At 38.4% G+C, this 16,599-nt stretch carries 20 protein-coding genes; 14 read left to right on the forward strand and 6 right to left on the reverse strand.

Going from position 1 to position 16,599, the window contains the following annotated elements:
* Positions 1–30: 30 nt before the first annotated feature.
* Positions 31–234: a CDGSH iron-sulfur domain-containing protein gene (locus tag E1I69_RS01370; protein ID WP_116352468.1), complete on the reverse strand. Its 204-nt coding sequence runs from the start codon at positions 232–234 to the stop codon at positions 31–33.
* Positions 235–397: 163 nt separating this feature from the next.
* Here E1I69_RS01370 and E1I69_RS01375 point away from each other — a divergent pair, with 163 nt between their 5' ends.
* A complete protein-coding gene (locus tag E1I69_RS01375; protein ID WP_136377848.1) occupies positions 398–742 on the forward strand; it encodes an iron-sulfur cluster biosynthesis family protein in 345 nt (114 codons plus the stop codon).
* Complete coding sequence (locus E1I69_RS01380; RefSeq protein ID WP_136377849.1) at positions 726–968, forward strand: DUF2552 family protein; 243 nt, start codon at positions 726–728, stop codon at positions 966–968. Before E1I69_RS01375 ends, E1I69_RS01380 begins: the two co-directional genes overlap by 17 nt.
* Before the next feature lie 10 nt (positions 969–978).
* Here E1I69_RS01380 and E1I69_RS01385 read toward each other — a convergent pair whose 3' ends face one another.
* Positions 979–1,890: an alpha/beta hydrolase gene (locus tag E1I69_RS01385; RefSeq protein WP_136378028.1), complete on the reverse strand. Its 912-nt coding sequence runs from the start codon at positions 1,888–1,890 to the stop codon at positions 979–981.
* 217 nt (positions 1,891–2,107) lie between these two features.
* Here E1I69_RS01385 and E1I69_RS01390 point away from each other — a divergent pair, with 217 nt between their 5' ends.
* On the forward strand, positions 2,108–5,167 hold the full coding sequence (locus E1I69_RS01390) for an efflux RND transporter permease subunit (RefSeq protein ID WP_136377850.1): 3,060 nt from the start codon (positions 2,108–2,110) through the stop codon (positions 5,165–5,167).
* Between the two features lie 48 nt (positions 5,168–5,215).
* On the opposite strand, the gene E1I69_RS25175 is transcribed toward E1I69_RS01390, so the two are convergent.
* Both E1I69_RS25175 and E1I69_RS01395 read right to left on the reverse strand, forming a co-directional pair.
* A complete protein-coding gene (locus E1I69_RS25175; protein ID WP_278186136.1) occupies positions 5,216–5,344 on the reverse strand; it encodes a hypothetical protein in 129 nt (42 codons plus the stop codon).
* Between the two features lie 220 nt (positions 5,345–5,564).
* On the reverse strand, positions 5,565–6,458 hold the full coding sequence (locus E1I69_RS01395) for a hydroxymethylglutaryl-CoA lyase (protein WP_207308492.1): 894 nt from the start codon (positions 6,456–6,458) through the stop codon (positions 5,565–5,567).
* A gap of 164 nt (positions 6,459–6,622) precedes the next feature.
* Between E1I69_RS01395 and E1I69_RS01400 the strand changes: the two genes are divergently transcribed.
* From E1I69_RS01400 to E1I69_RS01415, 4 genes are all read left to right on the forward strand, one after another.
* The gene (locus tag E1I69_RS01400; protein WP_136377852.1) at positions 6,623–7,810 is read left to right on the forward strand and encodes an acetyl-CoA C-acetyltransferase; all 1,188 of its coding nucleotides are present in this window, start codon (positions 6,623–6,625) and stop codon (positions 7,808–7,810) included.
* A gap of 12 nt (positions 7,811–7,822) precedes the next feature.
* Positions 7,823–8,512 (forward strand): CoA transferase subunit A, encoded by a 690-nt coding sequence (locus tag E1I69_RS01405; RefSeq protein ID WP_136377853.1) that lies wholly within the window; start codon positions 7,823–7,825, stop codon positions 8,510–8,512.
* 17 nt (positions 8,513–8,529) lie between these two features.
* Positions 8,530–9,186: a CoA transferase subunit B gene (locus tag E1I69_RS01410; protein ID WP_136377854.1), complete on the forward strand. Its 657-nt coding sequence runs from the start codon at positions 8,530–8,532 to the stop codon at positions 9,184–9,186.
* Positions 9,187–9,274: 88 nt separating this feature from the next.
* The gene (locus E1I69_RS01415) at positions 9,275–9,523 is read left to right on the forward strand and encodes a YqkE family protein (protein WP_136377855.1); all 249 of its coding nucleotides are present in this window, start codon (positions 9,275–9,277) and stop codon (positions 9,521–9,523) included.
* A 40-nt stretch (positions 9,524–9,563) separates the two neighbouring features.
* Here E1I69_RS01415 and E1I69_RS01420 read toward each other — a convergent pair whose 3' ends face one another.
* Positions 9,564–10,487, reverse strand: coding sequence for an aldo/keto reductase (locus E1I69_RS01420; protein WP_136377856.1), 924 nt, complete (start codon positions 10,485–10,487; stop codon positions 9,564–9,566).
* A 100-nt stretch (positions 10,488–10,587) separates the two neighbouring features.
* Positions 10,588–10,731, reverse strand: a complete 144-nt coding sequence (gene mciZ / locus E1I69_RS01425; protein ID WP_136377857.1) for a Z-ring formation inhibitor MciZ — start codon at positions 10,729–10,731, stop codon at positions 10,588–10,590.
* A 91-nt stretch (positions 10,732–10,822) separates the two neighbouring features.
* Between mciZ and E1I69_RS01430 the strand changes: the two genes are divergently transcribed.
* The 7 genes from E1I69_RS01430 to deoB all read left to right on the forward strand — a co-directional run bounded on the left by E1I69_RS01430 (position 10,823) and on the right by deoB (position 16,598).
* Positions 10,823–11,374 (forward strand): NUDIX domain-containing protein, encoded by a 552-nt coding sequence (locus E1I69_RS01430; protein WP_136377858.1) that lies wholly within the window; start codon positions 10,823–10,825, stop codon positions 11,372–11,374.
* Between the two features lie 5 nt (positions 11,375–11,379).
* Complete coding sequence (locus tag E1I69_RS01435) at positions 11,380–12,549, forward strand: endonuclease Q family protein (protein WP_136377859.1); 1,170 nt, start codon at positions 11,380–11,382, stop codon at positions 12,547–12,549.
* A 120-nt stretch (positions 12,550–12,669) separates the two neighbouring features.
* Positions 12,670–13,317, forward strand: coding sequence for a stage II sporulation protein M (spoIIM, locus tag E1I69_RS01440; protein ID WP_136377860.1), 648 nt, complete (start codon positions 12,670–12,672; stop codon positions 13,315–13,317).
* 114 nt (positions 13,318–13,431) lie between these two features.
* Positions 13,432–13,902 (forward strand): Fur family transcriptional regulator, encoded by a 471-nt coding sequence (locus E1I69_RS01445; protein WP_136377861.1) that lies wholly within the window; start codon positions 13,432–13,434, stop codon positions 13,900–13,902.
* A 184-nt stretch (positions 13,903–14,086) separates the two neighbouring features.
* Complete coding sequence (locus E1I69_RS01450; RefSeq protein WP_136377862.1) at positions 14,087–14,314, forward strand: YqzK family protein; 228 nt, start codon at positions 14,087–14,089, stop codon at positions 14,312–14,314.
* 6 nt (positions 14,315–14,320) lie between these two features.
* Complete coding sequence (xerD, locus tag E1I69_RS01455) at positions 14,321–15,211, forward strand: site-specific tyrosine recombinase XerD (protein WP_136377863.1); 891 nt, start codon at positions 14,321–14,323, stop codon at positions 15,209–15,211.
* Between the two features lie 193 nt (positions 15,212–15,404).
* Positions 15,405–16,598: a phosphopentomutase gene (gene deoB, locus E1I69_RS01460; RefSeq protein ID WP_136377864.1), complete on the forward strand. Its 1,194-nt coding sequence runs from the start codon at positions 15,405–15,407 to the stop codon at positions 16,596–16,598.
* Position 16,599: the final 1 nt, after the last annotated feature.

A 16,599-nucleotide genomic window follows, 5' to 3' on the forward strand; every position in this document is an offset into this window, starting at 1 on the left:
GAATGCGGAGTGCATTCGGTGTAATAAGGATTATTCTTTTGGAGCGCGTACGACTGATTCAAAGTGACCTTTATGAGAACCGTCGCAAAATGGCTTATTGTTAGATCTTCCACATCTGCATAATGAGAAGGTTTGTTTTGTTGGAAACGTATTCCCTTCCGCATCAATCAAATCAACATCACCTGTAATCCTTAATGAACCATTATCATTTACTTTGATGGTAACCTTCGACATCTCCGAAATCCCCCCTTAAAGTAATCATCTTACTATTGATAATAAACCAGGATTTACCAAATTTCAAATCGCTTGGTAAAGTATAGAGACACTGTAATGATATGTAGAAGAAGCCAAGATATGTTAGAATAGACGTAATCTAAAAAGAAAAAGGAGAACCAAAATGAACGTTACATTTACAGAACGGGCTATTGAAAAACTAAATACACAAATTAAAAATAAAGATAAAAAATTAAAACTAAAATATGAAACAGAGGGATGCGGCTGTGTGATGAGTGGGGTAACGGCATTGTGGCTGGTAGACTCTGGAGACGAAGACGACCTAACCCTTGAAACAAATTATCAACCATTGTTAGTAGAAAAATCGAAAATGGTGTTCTTAGATGAAAAGATGACAGTCGATTTTCTTGAACAGGCTAATTGCTATATGTTAAAGAGCCCAAATGAGATTTTAAATCCACGTTTACGGCTAGTAGAAGTGAGTGATGTACATGAGTTCCAAGCTTAACACAATCCGAAATATTGCAGAAGATAAAACATGGGTTTCCTTTTTACATGACAACCATCCATATAGCCTCTTACACTGGTCAATTGCAGGGGCAAACCATGATCAAAAGGATGTTTGGTTGCTTCAGGATGAGGTGACTTTTGAGGTTCAGGAATTTGAAACAATTGAACTCGCATTAGCCTGGATAGATGAGAACTTAGCAGACATTACAGATGTACTTGGGTAAGGGACTGAAATCAATCAGTCCCTACATATTTGTCTAGAAAATCGTCAATCACTTTTTCATAGGCTTCCTGGTTATCAGCAAAAGAATAAGCATGTTTGCCTTTTTCAGCAATCAGCATCTGCTTGGGTCCTTCCTTCATTTTATATAGCTCCATTGTCATTTCAGGCAAAATATAATCATCCTTCGCACTGTGGATAAATAAAACGGGCTTTTTGATATTTTGAATCACGGAAACAGGAGAGACATCCCTGATGCTATATCCATCGCGAAGCTTTAAAAAGACATTAGCAAAAGGAAGAACAAGTGGGGCGGGAACTTTATAATCAACTTTTAATAAATATTTCAGTTGTGCTTCAAAATCGGAAAACGGGCAGTCTACAATATAAAAATTTGCTCCGTCTTCAATCATTCCGGCGTATAGTAGAGTCGTCACAGCCCCCATCGATTCCCCGTGAATACCAATCGTAGTGTCATCCCCAAATTTTTCTTTTACCCAGGAAACAACCGATTCAAGATCGAATTTTTCATAATGTCCATAGCTAGTTGTCTTTCCACCGGTCTCTCCATGGCGACGATGATCATATAAAAGGACATTCCAGTCACGCTCTAAGAAAAGCTTCATGTATTTAATGGAATTTAGTTTGTTTTGAGTCACACCATGGGAGATGATAATAACTCGTTTCTTATCGGTTCCTTTTACAAACCAGCCTTTAATCATGTATCCAAATCTAGATTGAATGGATACATCCTCCTTTTTTAGAGACTCAACCTCATCTAATGTAAGACGCCCCTCCCGTGTTTCACGTTCAAGAATTTCATCATCGGTTTTTTTCTTCATAAACATAACAATGTTAGTAAAAATCATTCCAATTGTGGTTATGTAGCCGATGAGAATTCCAAGCAATATCAATATCTTTTTCATTCTTTTCATGAAAAAACGCTCCTTCTAAAAAATCCGATTGAAGATGTAGTCTTTCTTTATTATAACTTTTTTTAAACGATTCTCCATAATTTTCCTACGCCTTAGGTCTTAGGTAAAGATATATCTCCGGCTCATTATGGCACTTCTCATAAGCCAATATGATTAATTTATACAAAAATACTAAATTTTACCTATAGGAAGAAAGAGGAGATGAACTGTGAAGTTATTGAAATTTATTGTACAACGGAAAATCTTAATTACCTTAATGATTTTCCTAGTAACCGTATTAGGAGGCTATTCTTTATTAAAAGTAGACAAAGAGCTCATGCCACCTGTAAAACTAGACGGAGCGTTTGTTGAGATTTATGCTGGAGAAATGGCAGCAATTGAAGTAGAAAGAACGATCACCACGCCCATTGAACAACGCATTTTAGCAATGGATGGTATTGAGGGGGTTCAGTCTACTACAAATATCGGAAGGACCACGTTGGATCTTACATTTGAGACGGGGCGAGGCGAAGAGATTTACAAAGAAGTAGAGTCGGTCATTGCGTCTGCAAAATCAGAGTTTCCGAATATCACTGATATTGCATCAGGTCAGTATGGTGGAAGCCAAAGCTACGAATTTTTTATGGATGTATCTGGTGGCAACATGGAGGATATGTCTACATTTGCAAAAGACATTTTAGAGCCAAGATTAGAAGCTCTGCCTGAGGTAAGAGATGTCTTACTTACAGGGATTATGGAGCAAGAGGCTGCCATTAAAATAGACCGTGAAAAATTACAAGAACACAATCTTGAGGTTTCCCAAGTGGTCGCAGCAATTCAACAATCTGACGGTGAAGCGACGTTAGGAGAATTACAAAATGATAAGGGTTCACCTTCCTTGAGATGGAGTTCCAGGATAGAAAGTGTTAAAGATATCGAAAATATTTCATTTCCAACGGAAAATGGACCAGTTTTATTAAAGGATGTTGCTACTATCACAATCCAGCCCTTAGATAATAATTCATATGTATGGAAAAATGGTTCGCAGGATTTTATTCTCGTACAAATTGGGCGTGTATCGAATGTCACGCAAATTGAAATGGCAAAAGCAATACGTGCGGAAGTGAAAAAAATTCAAAGTGAGGGTCTTTTAAACCACTTAGCATTAAACGAGGTAGTTGCCCAAGCAGATTATGTCAGTGAATCCATTGATGGGGTTAAAGACAATATTTTAATTGGTGGAGTCATTGCCATTGCTATATTATTACTGTTTTTACGTAATATTAGAGCAACCTTTATTATTGCTTTATCGATTCCATCTTCCGTTCTATTAACCTTCACAGCGATGTGGTTATTTGATTATAGCTTTAATATGCTAACCCTACTTGGACTGGGCCTAGGAATAGGAATGATGGTGGATTCCTCTATTGTCATCCTAGAAGCTATATATAAAAAGAAGGAGCTTGGATTTGGCAGGTTCGAATCTGTAATCGAAGGGACTAAGGAAGTAGCTTCGGCAGTCATTGCATCTATGCTGACAACCATCGTTGTTTTCCTCCCCATTGGTTTAATAGGTGGTGAGATGGGTGAATTTGTCATAATGCTGTCTGCTGTTGTGGCAATAACCCTAATTAGTTCTGTTATCATATCTTTCACATTAATTCCGTCTTTGTCAGAAGTATTTTTAAAGCTGAGAAAACCATCTAAATTGAAAAAAGACTCGATTTTTATGAAAGGCTATCGCAATGTGGTTGCTTGGGTGATTAAAAAGAAAAGAAATAGCTTTGCCGTAGTGACACTGTTTCTTCTGATGCTAGTTGGTTCTCTATTTCTTGTATCGAAAATACCGATGACCATCATGCCTGATATGTTAAATCGCTATGCAGAACTTGGCGTAGACTTAGAACCGGGCTTATCTGTTGAAGAGAAGCAGAGTGTAGTGGATGAAATAAACCAGAGACTGCAAAAAGTAAAAGATGTTGAAACAAATTATGTAATGGATAATGGAAGCATGCTTTACATCATTATTAATATGACCAAGGGCGATCATATTACAGTAGAACAAAAGGAGGTAAATGAAAATATTCTAGATACCTTACGAACTATGCAGGAAAATCAACCCGTTTTAAGTGTTCAAAGTGCAATGGCTGGCGGGGGAGGGTTTCCTGTTAAAGTAAATATTAAAGGTGATAGTTTTGAGGAACTTCAAACGATTTCAAACAAATTTGCAGATGAGCTTCAAAAAGTAGACGGAGTCTCAGCAATCACAAATTCAGTTGAAAGAACTTCTGAAGAGCAAATCGTTGTTTTAAAAGAAAAAGAAATGGAAGAAGCGGGCTTATTGCCTTCACAAGTTAAACAATTTATTGAAACTTCCTTTATTCAAATGCCAATCGGGTCGATGCAGAATGATAATGAAACAATACCTTTACACCTAAGTTGGACGAAAATACCTGATACAAAAACGGATTTACTTGATATGAAAATACCCGTTAATGGTGTTGAAATGCCACTTTCTACATTTATTGAACTTGAAACGATTCAAACACCAAATGAAATCATTCATTCTGATGGAGAAAGACTTGTGACAATTTCCGCTGATATAAAGGATCGTGATCTCGGTGCAGTAAATCGAGATATTCAGAAAGTGATTGATGAATTTGAGATTCCAACAGGCTATACTCTATCAGCAGGTGGGGATTTAGAGCAGCAACAGGAGCTAATGGCGGATATGATATTTGTTTTTGCGATTTCAATCTTCCTTGTTTATTTGGTTATGGCTGTTCAATTTAACCATTTTGGGCATCCATTGCTTGTAATGTCCGTTATTCCGATTACAATCATTGGAGTTATTTTAGGATTGTTTATTACCCAGATGGAATTAAATCTCATGTCGGGAATGGGGATTATCATGCTTGTAGGCATTGTTTTAAACAATGCAATATTGCTTATAGACAGAACAAACCAGCTTCGAAAGGAAGGATTTACGATTGAGGAATCACTTATCGGAGCAGGCAATGATCGGATTCGCCCGATATTTATGACGACTTTGACAACAGTTGGCGGTATGCTTCCGCTTGCCCTTGAAACCGGAGCATCTGGGAATTATCAGGCGCCAATGGCAACTGTCATCATTTCAGGGTTGTCGTTTGCAACGCTCATTACATTATTGTTAATTCCTGCTGTTTACCGATTGTTTTCATTCTCAAGGATACCCGAAACGCGTAGAGCAAGAAATAAATTAAAAGCAAGGTCAACAGCAAAAGTAGAAACAGCACCGAAAATCTAAACAAATCCCCTGGTATAGGTCACGATGGACTTAACCAGGGGATTGTTTTCATTGCTGTGAATTTTGACGGTTTGTAGGGTGAATGGCTTTTTCCATTTCTTCAGCAGCCATCGTATTGTTTGTCGTGTCAGCATTCGGTTTTCCTTTTTGAGCACGACCTTTGTCACGTTTTGCCAATGGTAACAACTCCATTTCCAAGAGGATGTTCAAAAAGTCACCAAATGATAAGCTGCAAATCTCTGCGTCACTCGGTCTCTCCGGTCCTCACGTATTAAAGGCATACGCTCCGGTCCTCAAGACGCGAGTTCCTTGACCTTTTTGCTTCTGATTTGTCGACTTTTTGAACCACATTTTTATTTTTCATAGTTAGGATGTGGAGTTTTAAAGCGAAATATTCTTATTTGGCTTTTGCCAGCCGGTAAAATTTACTTTCGATCGGTCTGGTCAGGTGAGGATTTATGACATCAATAGCCTCCACGAGCTTTGAAAGATTGATCCCTGTGGAAATCCCCATTTCTTCAAGCATATACACTACATCCTCAGTAGCAACATTACCAGTCGCACCAGGTGCAAACGGGCAACCACCTAAGCCACCAGCAGAGGTGTCAAAACGGTCTATTCCGGCTTGAAGAGCTGCTAACACATTTGCAAGCGCCATGCCGCGAGTGTCATGGAAATGTGCAGTTAACATGGTAGTTGATAGTTCTTTTTTTAATATTGAAAAAAGGGAGAAAACCTCTTTTGGATTTGCTCTTCCAATTGTATCGGCGACACTTAATTCATCTACCCCATATTGTACAAAAGTTGAGCATAGCTTTAATACAGCTTCTTCATCTACTTTTCCTTCGAACGGACAGTAAAAAGAAGTAGAAATACATGCACGTACAAAATATCCCTTTTCCTTTAGTTCCTGAATAAGAGGTTTAAGTTCCTCCATACTTTCACTAGTCGTTTTATTGATATTTTTTTTATTAAAACGATCACTTACCCCAACAAAAACTGCTACCGCTTTACAATTTGTTTCATACAGTCTTTCAATTCCTTTACGATTCGGAGTCAAAACAAGATTCCGAGTACCATCCTCAAAAGACAAGATAATTTCTTTAGCATCCTTCATCTGTGGAACCCATTTTGGTGAAACAAATGAGGTAAGTTCCATTTCTTGAAGGCCCGCCATTTTTAACTTTTTTATAAAATCAATCTTTGCATCTGTTGGGATTATACTCTTTTCATTTTGTAGCCCATCCCTTGGCCCGACTTCAATAATCGTGACATGCTTTGGTAATTGCATGGTCAACCCTCCAGCAACATAGTCTTAATTCTTATTCTAGTGGAGCTCATTTCTAAAAATCAAGAATAATAGAAATTTAGACAAAATAAGAGGTATTTCGAAAAATGCATCGAAATATATATGGTATTGAGTACATAAAGTTCGAACGTAAGGGAGATGTTGAAATGAGTAATGAAGTAGTGGTTGTAAGCGCTGTCAGAACGGCAATTGGTAGTTTTGGAGGGAGTTTGCAGTCTGTTTCAGCACCAGAACTAGGTGCTGTCGTTATTAAAGCGGCTATTGAAAAAGCAGGGGTGGACCTAGAGCTTGTGGATGAAGTAATTATGGGCAATGTTTTACAAGCGGGTTTAGGACAAAATCCTGCAAGACAGGCAGCGATAAAAGCAGGTTTGCTACAGGAAACTCCAGCGATGACAATAAATAAGGTGTGTGGATCAGGATTAAAAGCTGTACACTTAGCCACGCAGGCAATTATAGCTGGTGATGCAGACGTAATTGTGGCGGGTGGAATGGAAAATATGAGTCAGGCTCCTTTTCTGTTAAAGGGAGCGCGAAATGGATTTAAAATGGGCGACCAAAAGATGATTGATAGCATGATTTCCGATGGGTTATGGTGTGCATTTAATGATTATCATATGGGGATTACAGCTGAAAATTTATGCGATAAATATGAGATTACGAGGGAGGAACAGGATCGTTTTTCAGCTCGTAGCCAGGAGCGGGCAGCAGCGGCAATTGAAGCAGGTAAATTCAAGGAAGAAATTGTGCCAGTTGTGATTCCACAACGTAAAAAAGAAAGCATTGTCTTTGATACAGATGAATACCCAAAAGCAGGCACAACAGTTGAGAAGCTTGGAAGCCTGCGTCCAGCATTTAAGAAAGATGGATCTGTAACTGCGGGTAATGCCTCTGGAATTAATGATGGAGCTGCAGCATTTGTCATTATGAGCAAAAAGAAGGCTGATGAGCTTGGCATTAAGGGATTAGTGACCATAAAAGCGAATGGAAATGCTGGAGTTGACCCAAGTATTATGGGGATTGGTCCGGTCGCAGCTGTACAAAAGGCAATGAAAAAATGCGGATTAAGTATTAATGATATGAATTTAATTGAGGCAAATGAGGCCTTTGCAGCGCAGTCTATTGCGGTAGACCGAGAGCTTCATTTTAACCATGATATTTTAAATGTGAATGGTGGTGCAATTGCCTTAGGTCATCCAATCGGAGCAAGTGGAGCAAGAATTCTAGTTACTCTTATTCATGAGCTGAAACGTCGTAATGATCGTTATGGATTAGCGACATTATGTATTGGCGGCGGTCAAGGTGTAGCGACAATTGTTGAAAATATTGAATAATGGGGTGTGCAAATGAAACCAGTATATTCCTCTTTTATGGAAGCGGTTAAGGAAATCAAAGACGGCTCCACGATTATGGTGGGTGGATTTGGTTTATGTGGAATCCCAGAAAATTTAATTATCGCATTGGCCGAATCTGGGGTGAAGGATCTCACCGTTATTTCAAATAACTGTGGTGTTGATGATTGGGGACTTGGTTTACTTTTACAGAACAAACAAATTTCTAAAATGATCGGTTCATATGTTGGGGAAAACAAGGAATTTGAACGACAAGCCTTGTCAGGTGAACTTGAGGTTGAACTTGTTCCTCAAGGGTCATTGGCTGAAAAAATTAGAGCAGGTGGAGCCGGGATTCCAGCGTTTTATACACCTGCAGGAGTCGGAACCCCAATTGCTGAAGGAAAAGAAACCCGTGTATTTAATGGAAAGGAATATGTGTTAGAAGAAGCATTCGTGGCTGATTTTAGTCTAGTTCGCGCTGAAAAGGCTGATAAAATGGGGAATTTAATCTATAACAAGACGGCCCGTAATTTTAACCCGATGATTGCGGCTGCAGGAAAGGTCACGATTGCAGAGGTTGAACAACTCTACGAAATTGGTGAACTTGACCCAAATATGATTCATACACCGAGTATCTATGTCCAAGGATTAGTCTTAGGTGAACAAAAGAAGCGAATTGAACGATTGACATTATCTAAGTAAGAGGGGAGGAGAAGGCGATGACAAACACGCGTGAAAAGATTGCAAAAAGGGCTGAGAAGGAAATTGAAAATGGCTTTTATGTAAATCTTGGAATTGGAATGCCAACCCTTGTTGCAAATTATATATCTACTAATAAACAAGTTGTTCTCCAATCCGAGAATGGGTTGCTTGGAATTGGTCCATATCCAAATGAGGAAAATGTTGACCCAGATTTAATCAATGCCGGAAAAGAGACGGTTACTGCGATTCCGGGTGCAGCTTATTTTGACAGTGCGGAATCATTCGCAATGATCCGCGGTGGACATATCAATATTGCAATCCTTGGTGGAATGGAAGTTTCCGAGAAGGGTGACCTTGCAAATTGGATGATTCCAGGAAAAATGATAAAGGGAATGGGCGGGGCAATGGACCTTGTTCATGGAGCCAGGAAAATCATTGTGATTATGGATCATGTCAATAAAAAAGGAGAAGCGAAAATCTTAACAACATGTACCCTGCCTTTAACCGGAAAAGGTGTCGTAAATCGCATCATCACTGATCGTGCTGTCATCGATGTGACCGACACCGGTTTAAAATTAGTAGAAGTGGCAAAAGGGTATACGGTAGAAGACATAATAGCATCTACTGAGCCAAAGCTACTAATCGATAATGATGTCGTACTCGATGCTTACTAAAGGAAACTTCGGCGAATAACCTACCATGCGGTTATTCGCTTTTTTTGCTATAATAGTAGTCAAACGGTTGATGCATGGAGGGAATACTATGGCTAAGAAGAAGCAAAAGCCATCTGTTAAAAAGCAAAAGGATGAGAAATTAAGCCTTGGAGACTTACTGAATGACGATATTGTTTCGAAGTTAAAAAATACACAACAACAGTTGAAGGAAGAAGCTCAGAAGAAACAAGAAGAAGAGCTTGAAAGACAAAGAGAGGAAAGAAGACAACGAGAAAAAAATAAGTCATTTGAGGAGCTATTCAACGAGAGTAACCTTAAATGGTCTGATTACAAATAATGTTAAAACCCCACAGATTCTGTGGGGTTCACTTTTAGAATTATCGATGCTGTGTGTAGATTGAAGCTTTTGATCGCTCTCTGATTTTCTGAATTTCTTCTGCTGTTAAAGATATTGCATTAGCAGCTTCCACATTTTTTTCAATTTGACGGGGTGAACTTGCCCCGGTTACGACTGAAGCAACAACATCCTCGTATAAGCAGTATTGGAGTGCGATTTCAGTTAATGGTTTATTACCTGCCACATCTGATTGTATGGTAGAAATCACAGACTTAAGCTCTTCAAAAGAATAATCTAGGTATCCATTATGTTTTATACTTTGACTTGCATCCTCAACAGGTCGATTGGTGAGTAAGCCTTTAGCTACGGGACCGCGTGCAACGACACTGACTTCATGTTCTTTTAAAAAGGAAAACATCTGCTCCTCGGGGCGTCGGTCAAGAATACTGTATTGCATCATCACGCTAACGACGGAAGATTTCTTCACAAATTCCCGGATCACATTTGGGCGGATAGAAGAGATTCCATAATAGCGAATGACACCTTCTTCTTTTAACTCCTCGAACGTTTCAATTGTTTCATCGATATGATCTTCAATGGTTCCACCATGGAGTTGGTATAGATCAATATAATCGGTTTGGAGACGTCTGAGACTGTCCTTAACGGCGGACTTTATGTATTTTTTTGACGGGTCCCAGGACCATCCTTCCTTTCCAACTTCAAAGCGGTTTCCAACTTTAGTCGCTAAAATAATATCTTGTCTTTTTGATTTTAGAGCTTTACCAACGAATTCTTCATTTAGACCTTGATCATATAAATCAGCCGTATCTAAATAATTGATTCCCAAATCTAAAGCAGCATCAATGATCTGTAGGGCTTTTTTTTCTTCCGTACCAATGGACATACAGCCAAGTGCTAGTTTACTTACATATAAGTCCGAAGCCCCAATCCTTCTTTTGTCCATTATGATCCCCTCCCAAATTTGTCATTCTTCTTACATCTAGACATATTTTATCCTTTTGATGTCTGAATCACAAATGATTTGAAAGAGGAGTCAATCGAGTTCATTTTTTCTCCTTTTCCATTTTTCCCTGATTAATCCACTCCTGGACAGTTTGAAAGGAACGACTATATTCCTTTAGTTTGGCACGTATTTCCCAAGCCTTGCCAACAAGCGTAACCCGATTTTCACCAATCACAATTTTCATTGCAAACCTCCTTGTGGGTTAAAAAAAGTGAAGAGAACTATGCTAAAATGTATGAAGTATAAACATTTAGTAGAACAAGGAGCTGGCTGTAATGGATCATTTACGAGAAAAGACAATTAGTAAGGAAGTTCTTTTTGAAGGAAAGATTATAGATTTACATATTGAAGAGGTAGAGTTACCGAATGGACATACGAGTAAACGAGAACTTATTAAACATCCTGGAGCTGTTGCTGTACTAGCTATAACTGACGATCGCAAACTCGTAATGGTGCAACAATATCGAAAAGCATTAGAGAAGGTAATTGTTGAGATTCCAGCTGGAAAGCTTGAAAAAGGAGAAGCCCCAGAAGTAACCGCAAAGCGAGAATTAGAGGAAGAAACTGGTTATGGTTGTGAAACATTGATGCCGCTTATTTCATTTTATACTTCTCCAGGCTTTGCAGATGAATTAGTCCATCTTTTTATGGCAAAAGGTTTAAAAAAGATCGAGAACCCAGCAGGTTTGGACGAGGATGAATTTGTCGATGTGCTCGAGGTTACATTAGTGGAAGCTGTTGAATTTATAAAAGAAAAGAAAATATATGATGCGAAGACGGCTTACGCGGTTCAGTATTTACAATTACAACAAGCATTAGGAGAATAGGCCAGATGAACAATTACTATGTTGACCTCCATATTCATATAGGAAGAACGAATTCCGGTAGGCCAGTAAAAATTACAGGTGCCAAGTCACTTACTATAGGAAACATCCTGCAGGAATCCACTGAAATTAAAGGGATGGACATGATTGGTGTTATAGATTGTCATGTTCCGGAAGTCATTGGGGAGCTTGAAGCCTTAATCGAAATGGGAGAAGTGTATCCTTATGAAGAAGGTGGTTTACGTTTTAAGAATGTAACACTCCTTTTAGGGAGTGAGCTTGAAATCTATGATGAAAATTGTAAAGGACCCATACATGTCCTTGCGTTTATGCCGACGATTGAAAAAATGAAGCTATTCTCCACATGGCTATCCGAACGAATGAAAAATATAACATTGAGTTCACAAAGAATCTATGTGGGTGGAAGAGAGCTGCAACGAAAGGTGAAAGAGTTATCAGGCATTTTTATTCCTGCCCACGTCTTTACTCCTTACAAAAGTATGTATGGTAGAGGTGTAAAACAATCGTTAACCGAAGTGTTTGATGGGGATTTAATTGATGCAATTGAACTTGGTTTGAGCTCAAATACAAATATGGCTGACCAAATTAAAGAATTGCATTCATTCACTTTTGTATCCAATTCAGACGCACATTCCCTTCCAAAGATTGCGAGGGAATATCAAATCATAAAAATGCAGGAGCCCACTTTCGAAGAACTCAGACTTGCACTCCATCAAAAAGATGGGAGGGAGGTTGTTGCAAATTATGGACTAGATCCACTGTTAGGAAAATATCATAAAACAACCTGTGATAAATGTTTAACAATCATAGATGATGTCATGGCAGAGGCTTGTCCAAGCTGTGGGCATAAAGGATTTGTAAAAGGTGTTTTTGACCGGCTCGAGGAGTTAAAAGACACAGATGAACCATATGCACTCCGACCTCCATATGTTCATCAAGTTCCGTTAGAATTTATTCCAGGGCTAGGGCCAAAAACCTTACAAAAACTGAGGGACCATTTCAAAACAGAAATGGCTATTCTACATGAAGTACCTGAAGAAGAACTAAGACATGTGGTGAAAGGTTCAATTGTCGATATTATCATACAAGCACGTGAGGGAAAACTGCGCCTGAAATCAGGGGGTGGCGGTAAATATGGAAAAGTAGACTCCGAATAAAAGGAGTCTCTTTCTTTTTAATGGGAGGCGCGAATCACTAGAAATAGTTTTGGCAAGTTGTCATAGAAATCTATTTTCCCTCATAGAATCTACTAGAAGATTGATAGGGAGGAACGATAGATGAGAAAGCAACAGCCATATAAAACAATCGTCGTTAACCATTTTCGTGAACATTCATCCATATATTTATTTATTTCCGTATTATTTCTAATGGGTGTCATCTTTGGAGCTATTGTCGTAAATAGCTTAAACCCCAGTCAAAAAGAAGACCTCTTTTTCTATTTAAGTCGATTCTTTGGAGAGGTATCTGAAGGAACTTATGCCAATTCGACCGATATGTTCAAACAGAGCATACTTCATAACCTTAAATATGTCGGACTCATGTGGATTCTAGGTATCTCCATTATCGGGCTGCCAATTATCTTAATTCTGTTGTTCCTAAAAGGGGTAGTAGTTGGATTTACGGTTGGTTTTCTCGTTAATCAAATGGGCTGGAGCGGGTTTGTCTTATCATTTGTTTCCGTACTTCCACAAAATCTATTAATCATTCCAACCTTTATTATCGTCGGTACAGTGGCTGTCGCATTCTCATTAAAAATGATCAGACAGCAATTTATGAAACGAATGAATGAACCCGTATTACAGTTGTTGACCCGATATTCGCTTTTGATGATTGGTGTAAGTTTTGTCATTTTAATGGCATCAGCTATAGAGGCATTCGCTTCACCAGTTCTCATGAAAGAAATAATTGATGTGGTTAACAAATAAGAAAAGTTATTAATTAATAATGGTTATTTCTTATTATTTATAATTATTTTATTTGGACAGTGCCCCTTCTTCTGATATAATAATGAGGTAATGGCGAGGGAGGGAAAGTTTTACATGGAAAATCGGATCGATCGTATAAAAAAACAGTTGCATTCATCAAGTTATAAGCTTACTCCACAGCGTGAGGCGACCGTTCGGGTACTGCTTGAACATGAAGAGGACCATTTAAGTGCCGAAGATGTCTACCTCCTTGTAAAAGAAAAGTCGCCTGAAATCGGCTTAGCAACTGTTTATCGGACTCTTGAATTACTTACTGAATTAAAAATTGTTGATAAAATAAATTTCGGTGATGGTGTATCCAGGTATGACCTTCGCCAAGAAGGCGCTGCACATTTTCATCATCATCTTGTATGTATCGAATGTGGTGCAGTCGATGAAATTCAAGAAGATTTACTTGAGGATGTTGAAGAAATCGTTGAAAAGAATTGGAATTTTATTATTAAAGACCATCGTTTAACTTTCCATGGTATTTGTCATCGTTGCCATGATAAAGCAGCAAAAGAAGAAACAGATCATCTTAAATAAACGACCCTTTTCTTTTCAAGAAAAGGGTTTTTTGATTTTCATAATTTAGTAGATAAAGTAAGCTCATTGGCGTTAACTTATTTTATAGAAGTAAATAAGAAATTTAAAATATTGGGATAAGCGTGTATAAAACCATGTAAATTTGGCATATCTTCTAATAACAATGAAATTGGAGGATTACTAGATGGGACAATGGTTTCGCGTTGTATATGATACATTAAAGGTTTTTGTCTTGTTTACTGGATGCACATTTCTTTTTTATTATGGTATTATATGGGTTAATGAGGAATATCAAAATTACCACAAATATGATGAACCAGAAGGGTCCTCAGTAAAGGCTGCTTCGATGATTGAAGAAAAGGAGACGGGCCTGTTAGATCGATTACTGTTTTTTTACCGAAATGGGGAGTAGAGTCTAGTGGAAGATCAAGTGAAGGATTATTTGCATTACCTAGTTGTCGAAAGAAGACTAGCTACCAATACAGTAAAGTCCTATGAACGGGATCTTAAAAAATATTATCAATATGTAACCAAGGTTGAAAATATTTCATCCTTTAATGATGTAAAACGAGTACAAGTCATTCATTTTTTAAAAGCTTTAAAGGAACAAGGAAATTCATCACGAACCTTGGCTAGACATATAGCATCAATTCGTTCTTTTCATAAGTTTTTATTTCGTGAAAAAGTAACCGACCATGATCCTACCGAACAGATTGAGACGCCGCAGGCAGAGCGAACACTTCCGAAAGTATTAAATATTTCCGAAGTAGAGGCATTGTTGGATGCACCAAAAGTGGACAACCCGCTGGGTATACGCGATAAAGCAATGCTTGAGCTTTTATATGCAACAGGGCTTCGTGTGAGTGAACTCATAAACTTAAATTTAGCGGATATCCACTTATCAATGGGATTTATTCGATGCGTTGGGAAAGGAAATAAGGAGCGTATTGTTCCGCTAGGTAGTGTTGCGACGAAAGCATTGCAGTCATATTTAGATCATGGTCGTGGTCAACTCGTGAAGCAAAAGAAGACGGACGCTTTTTTTGTGAATCATCATGGGAATCGCATGACAAGACAAGGATTCTGGAAAAATTTAAAGAAAATCGCGAATAATGCCCGTATTGAAAAGGAATTAACCCCACATACGCTTCGTCATTCATTTGCGACTCACCTATTAGAAAATGGGGCCGACCTTCGAGCGGTGCAGGAAATGCTTGGTCACGCTGACATTTCAACGACACAAATCTATACACATGTCACAAAAACACGTCTGAAGGATGTATATAAAAACTATCATCCCCGTGCCTAATATGTATTAATAGATTGCTAGACAAAAACGTCTGGCATTTTTTCTAAACACGTGTAAAATCACTTGAAAAGACGATTACTCACCCTTATACTCAAAGATGTCAGACTTCCGACATTCAAACATATGTGAAATATTGAGTAAGTTGCAACTAGAAGGGGAAAATACTTCATAGAATACATTGGGAGGGAACTACATGTCAGCTTATACATATAAACGAATCTTCTTAATTGTCATGGATTCTGTTGGAATTGGAGAAGCACCAGATGCAAAAAAGTTTGGTGATGAGGGTTCAGATACGTTAGGACATATCGCGGAAGAAATGAATGGTCTACATATGCCGAATATGGCGAAGCTCGGCTTGAGTAACATTCGAGAAATAAAAGGAATTCCCGTTCAAGATCAACCACTAGCATACTATACAAAAATGCAAGAGGCCTCTAATGGAAAAGATACGATGACTGGACATTGGGAAATCATGGGCTTACATATTGAAACACCTTTTCAGGTTTTTCCAAATGGTTTTCCAAAGGAATTACTAGATGAACTTGAAAAACGGACTGGACGAGGGGTATTAGGGAATAAGCCAGCATCCGGAACCGCCATTATTGATGAACTTGGCGAAGAACATATGAAAACAGGAAAATTAATTATCTACACCTCTGCGGATTCTGTTTTGCAAATCGCCGCACATGAGGAAATTGTGCCATTAGATGAGCAATATAAAATATGTGAAATTGCACGTGAGTTAACACTTGATGAAAAGTATATGGTTGGACGTGTTATCGCTCGTCCATTTGTTGGTGAACCTGGCAATTTCACAAGAACATCAAACAGACATGATTATGCATTAAAACCATTTGAACGTACGGTTATGAATGAATTAAGTGATCAAGGTTTTGATGTGATCGCAATCGGAAAAATTTCAGATATTTATGATGGTGAGGGCGTCACACAGGCCTTGCGTACAAAATCAAATATGGATGGTATGGATAAGTTAGTTGAGACCCTAAATATGGATTTTACAGGCTTAAGCTTTTTAAATCTCGTTGACTTTGATGCATTATTTGGACATCGCCGCGATCCAAAAGGGTACGGAAACGCTCTTGAGGAGTACGATGCACGTTTACCTGAAGTATTTGAAAAACTAACCGAAGATGATTTATTAATCATTACAGCAGATCACGGAAATGACCCCGTTGCTCCTGGAACCGATCATACAAGAGAGTATGTCCCATTACTGGTATATAACAAAAAAATGAATAGTGGTAAGCAATTACCATTACGAACAACATTTGCTGACATTGGTGCAACAGTCGCTGATAATTTTAATGTAACATTACCTAAACATGGAAAGAGCTTTCTTTCCGAGATTAATGGGGGAAAATAGG

The organism is Bacillus timonensis, from assembly GCF_004799755.1.
GTDB lineage: Bacteria > Bacillota > Bacilli > Bacillales > Bacillaceae_L > Ferdinandcohnia > Ferdinandcohnia timonensis_A.

Excerpts from the sequence above, each read along its gene's own strand:
- E1I69_RS01370 (WP_116352468.1), bottom strand. The coding sequence starts at position 234 with ATGTCGAAGGTTACCATCAAAGTAAATGATAATGGTTCATTAAGGATT.
- E1I69_RS01375 (WP_136377848.1), top strand. The coding sequence starts at position 398 with ATGAACGTTACATTTACAGAACGGGCTATTGAAAAACTAAATACACAA.
- E1I69_RS01380 (WP_136377849.1), top strand. The coding sequence starts at position 726 with ATGAGTTCCAAGCTTAACACAATCCGAAATATTGCAGAAGATAAAACA.
- E1I69_RS01385 (WP_136378028.1), bottom strand. The coding sequence starts at position 1,890 with ATGAAAAAGATATTGATATTGCTTGGAATTCTCATCGGCTACATAACC.
- E1I69_RS01395 (WP_207308492.1), bottom strand. The coding sequence starts at position 6,458 with ATGCAATTACCAAAGCATGTCACGATTATTGAAGTCGGGCCAAGGGAT.
- E1I69_RS01400 (WP_136377852.1), top strand. The coding sequence starts at position 6,623 with ATGAGTAATGAAGTAGTGGTTGTAAGCGCTGTCAGAACGGCAATTGGT.
- E1I69_RS01405 (WP_136377853.1), top strand. The coding sequence starts at position 7,823 with ATGAAACCAGTATATTCCTCTTTTATGGAAGCGGTTAAGGAAATCAAA.
- E1I69_RS01410 (WP_136377854.1), top strand. The coding sequence starts at position 8,530 with ATGACAAACACGCGTGAAAAGATTGCAAAAAGGGCTGAGAAGGAAATT.
- E1I69_RS01415 (WP_136377855.1), top strand. The coding sequence starts at position 9,275 with ATGGCTAAGAAGAAGCAAAAGCCATCTGTTAAAAAGCAAAAGGATGAG.
- E1I69_RS01420 (WP_136377856.1), bottom strand. The coding sequence starts at position 10,487 with ATGGACAAAAGAAGGATTGGGGCTTCGGACTTATATGTAAGTAAACTA.
- mciZ (WP_136377857.1), bottom strand. The coding sequence starts at position 10,731 with ATGAAAATTGTGATTGGTGAAAATCGGGTTACGCTTGTTGGCAAGGCT.
- E1I69_RS01430 (WP_136377858.1), top strand. The coding sequence starts at position 10,823 with ATGGATCATTTACGAGAAAAGACAATTAGTAAGGAAGTTCTTTTTGAA.
- E1I69_RS01435 (WP_136377859.1), top strand. The coding sequence starts at position 11,380 with ATGAACAATTACTATGTTGACCTCCATATTCATATAGGAAGAACGAAT.
- spoIIM (WP_136377860.1), top strand. The coding sequence starts at position 12,670 with ATGAGAAAGCAACAGCCATATAAAACAATCGTCGTTAACCATTTTCGT.
- E1I69_RS01445 (WP_136377861.1), top strand. The coding sequence starts at position 13,432 with ATGGAAAATCGGATCGATCGTATAAAAAAACAGTTGCATTCATCAAGT.
- E1I69_RS01450 (WP_136377862.1), top strand. The coding sequence starts at position 14,087 with ATGGGACAATGGTTTCGCGTTGTATATGATACATTAAAGGTTTTTGTC.
- deoB (WP_136377864.1), top strand. The coding sequence starts at position 15,405 with ATGTCAGCTTATACATATAAACGAATCTTCTTAATTGTCATGGATTCT.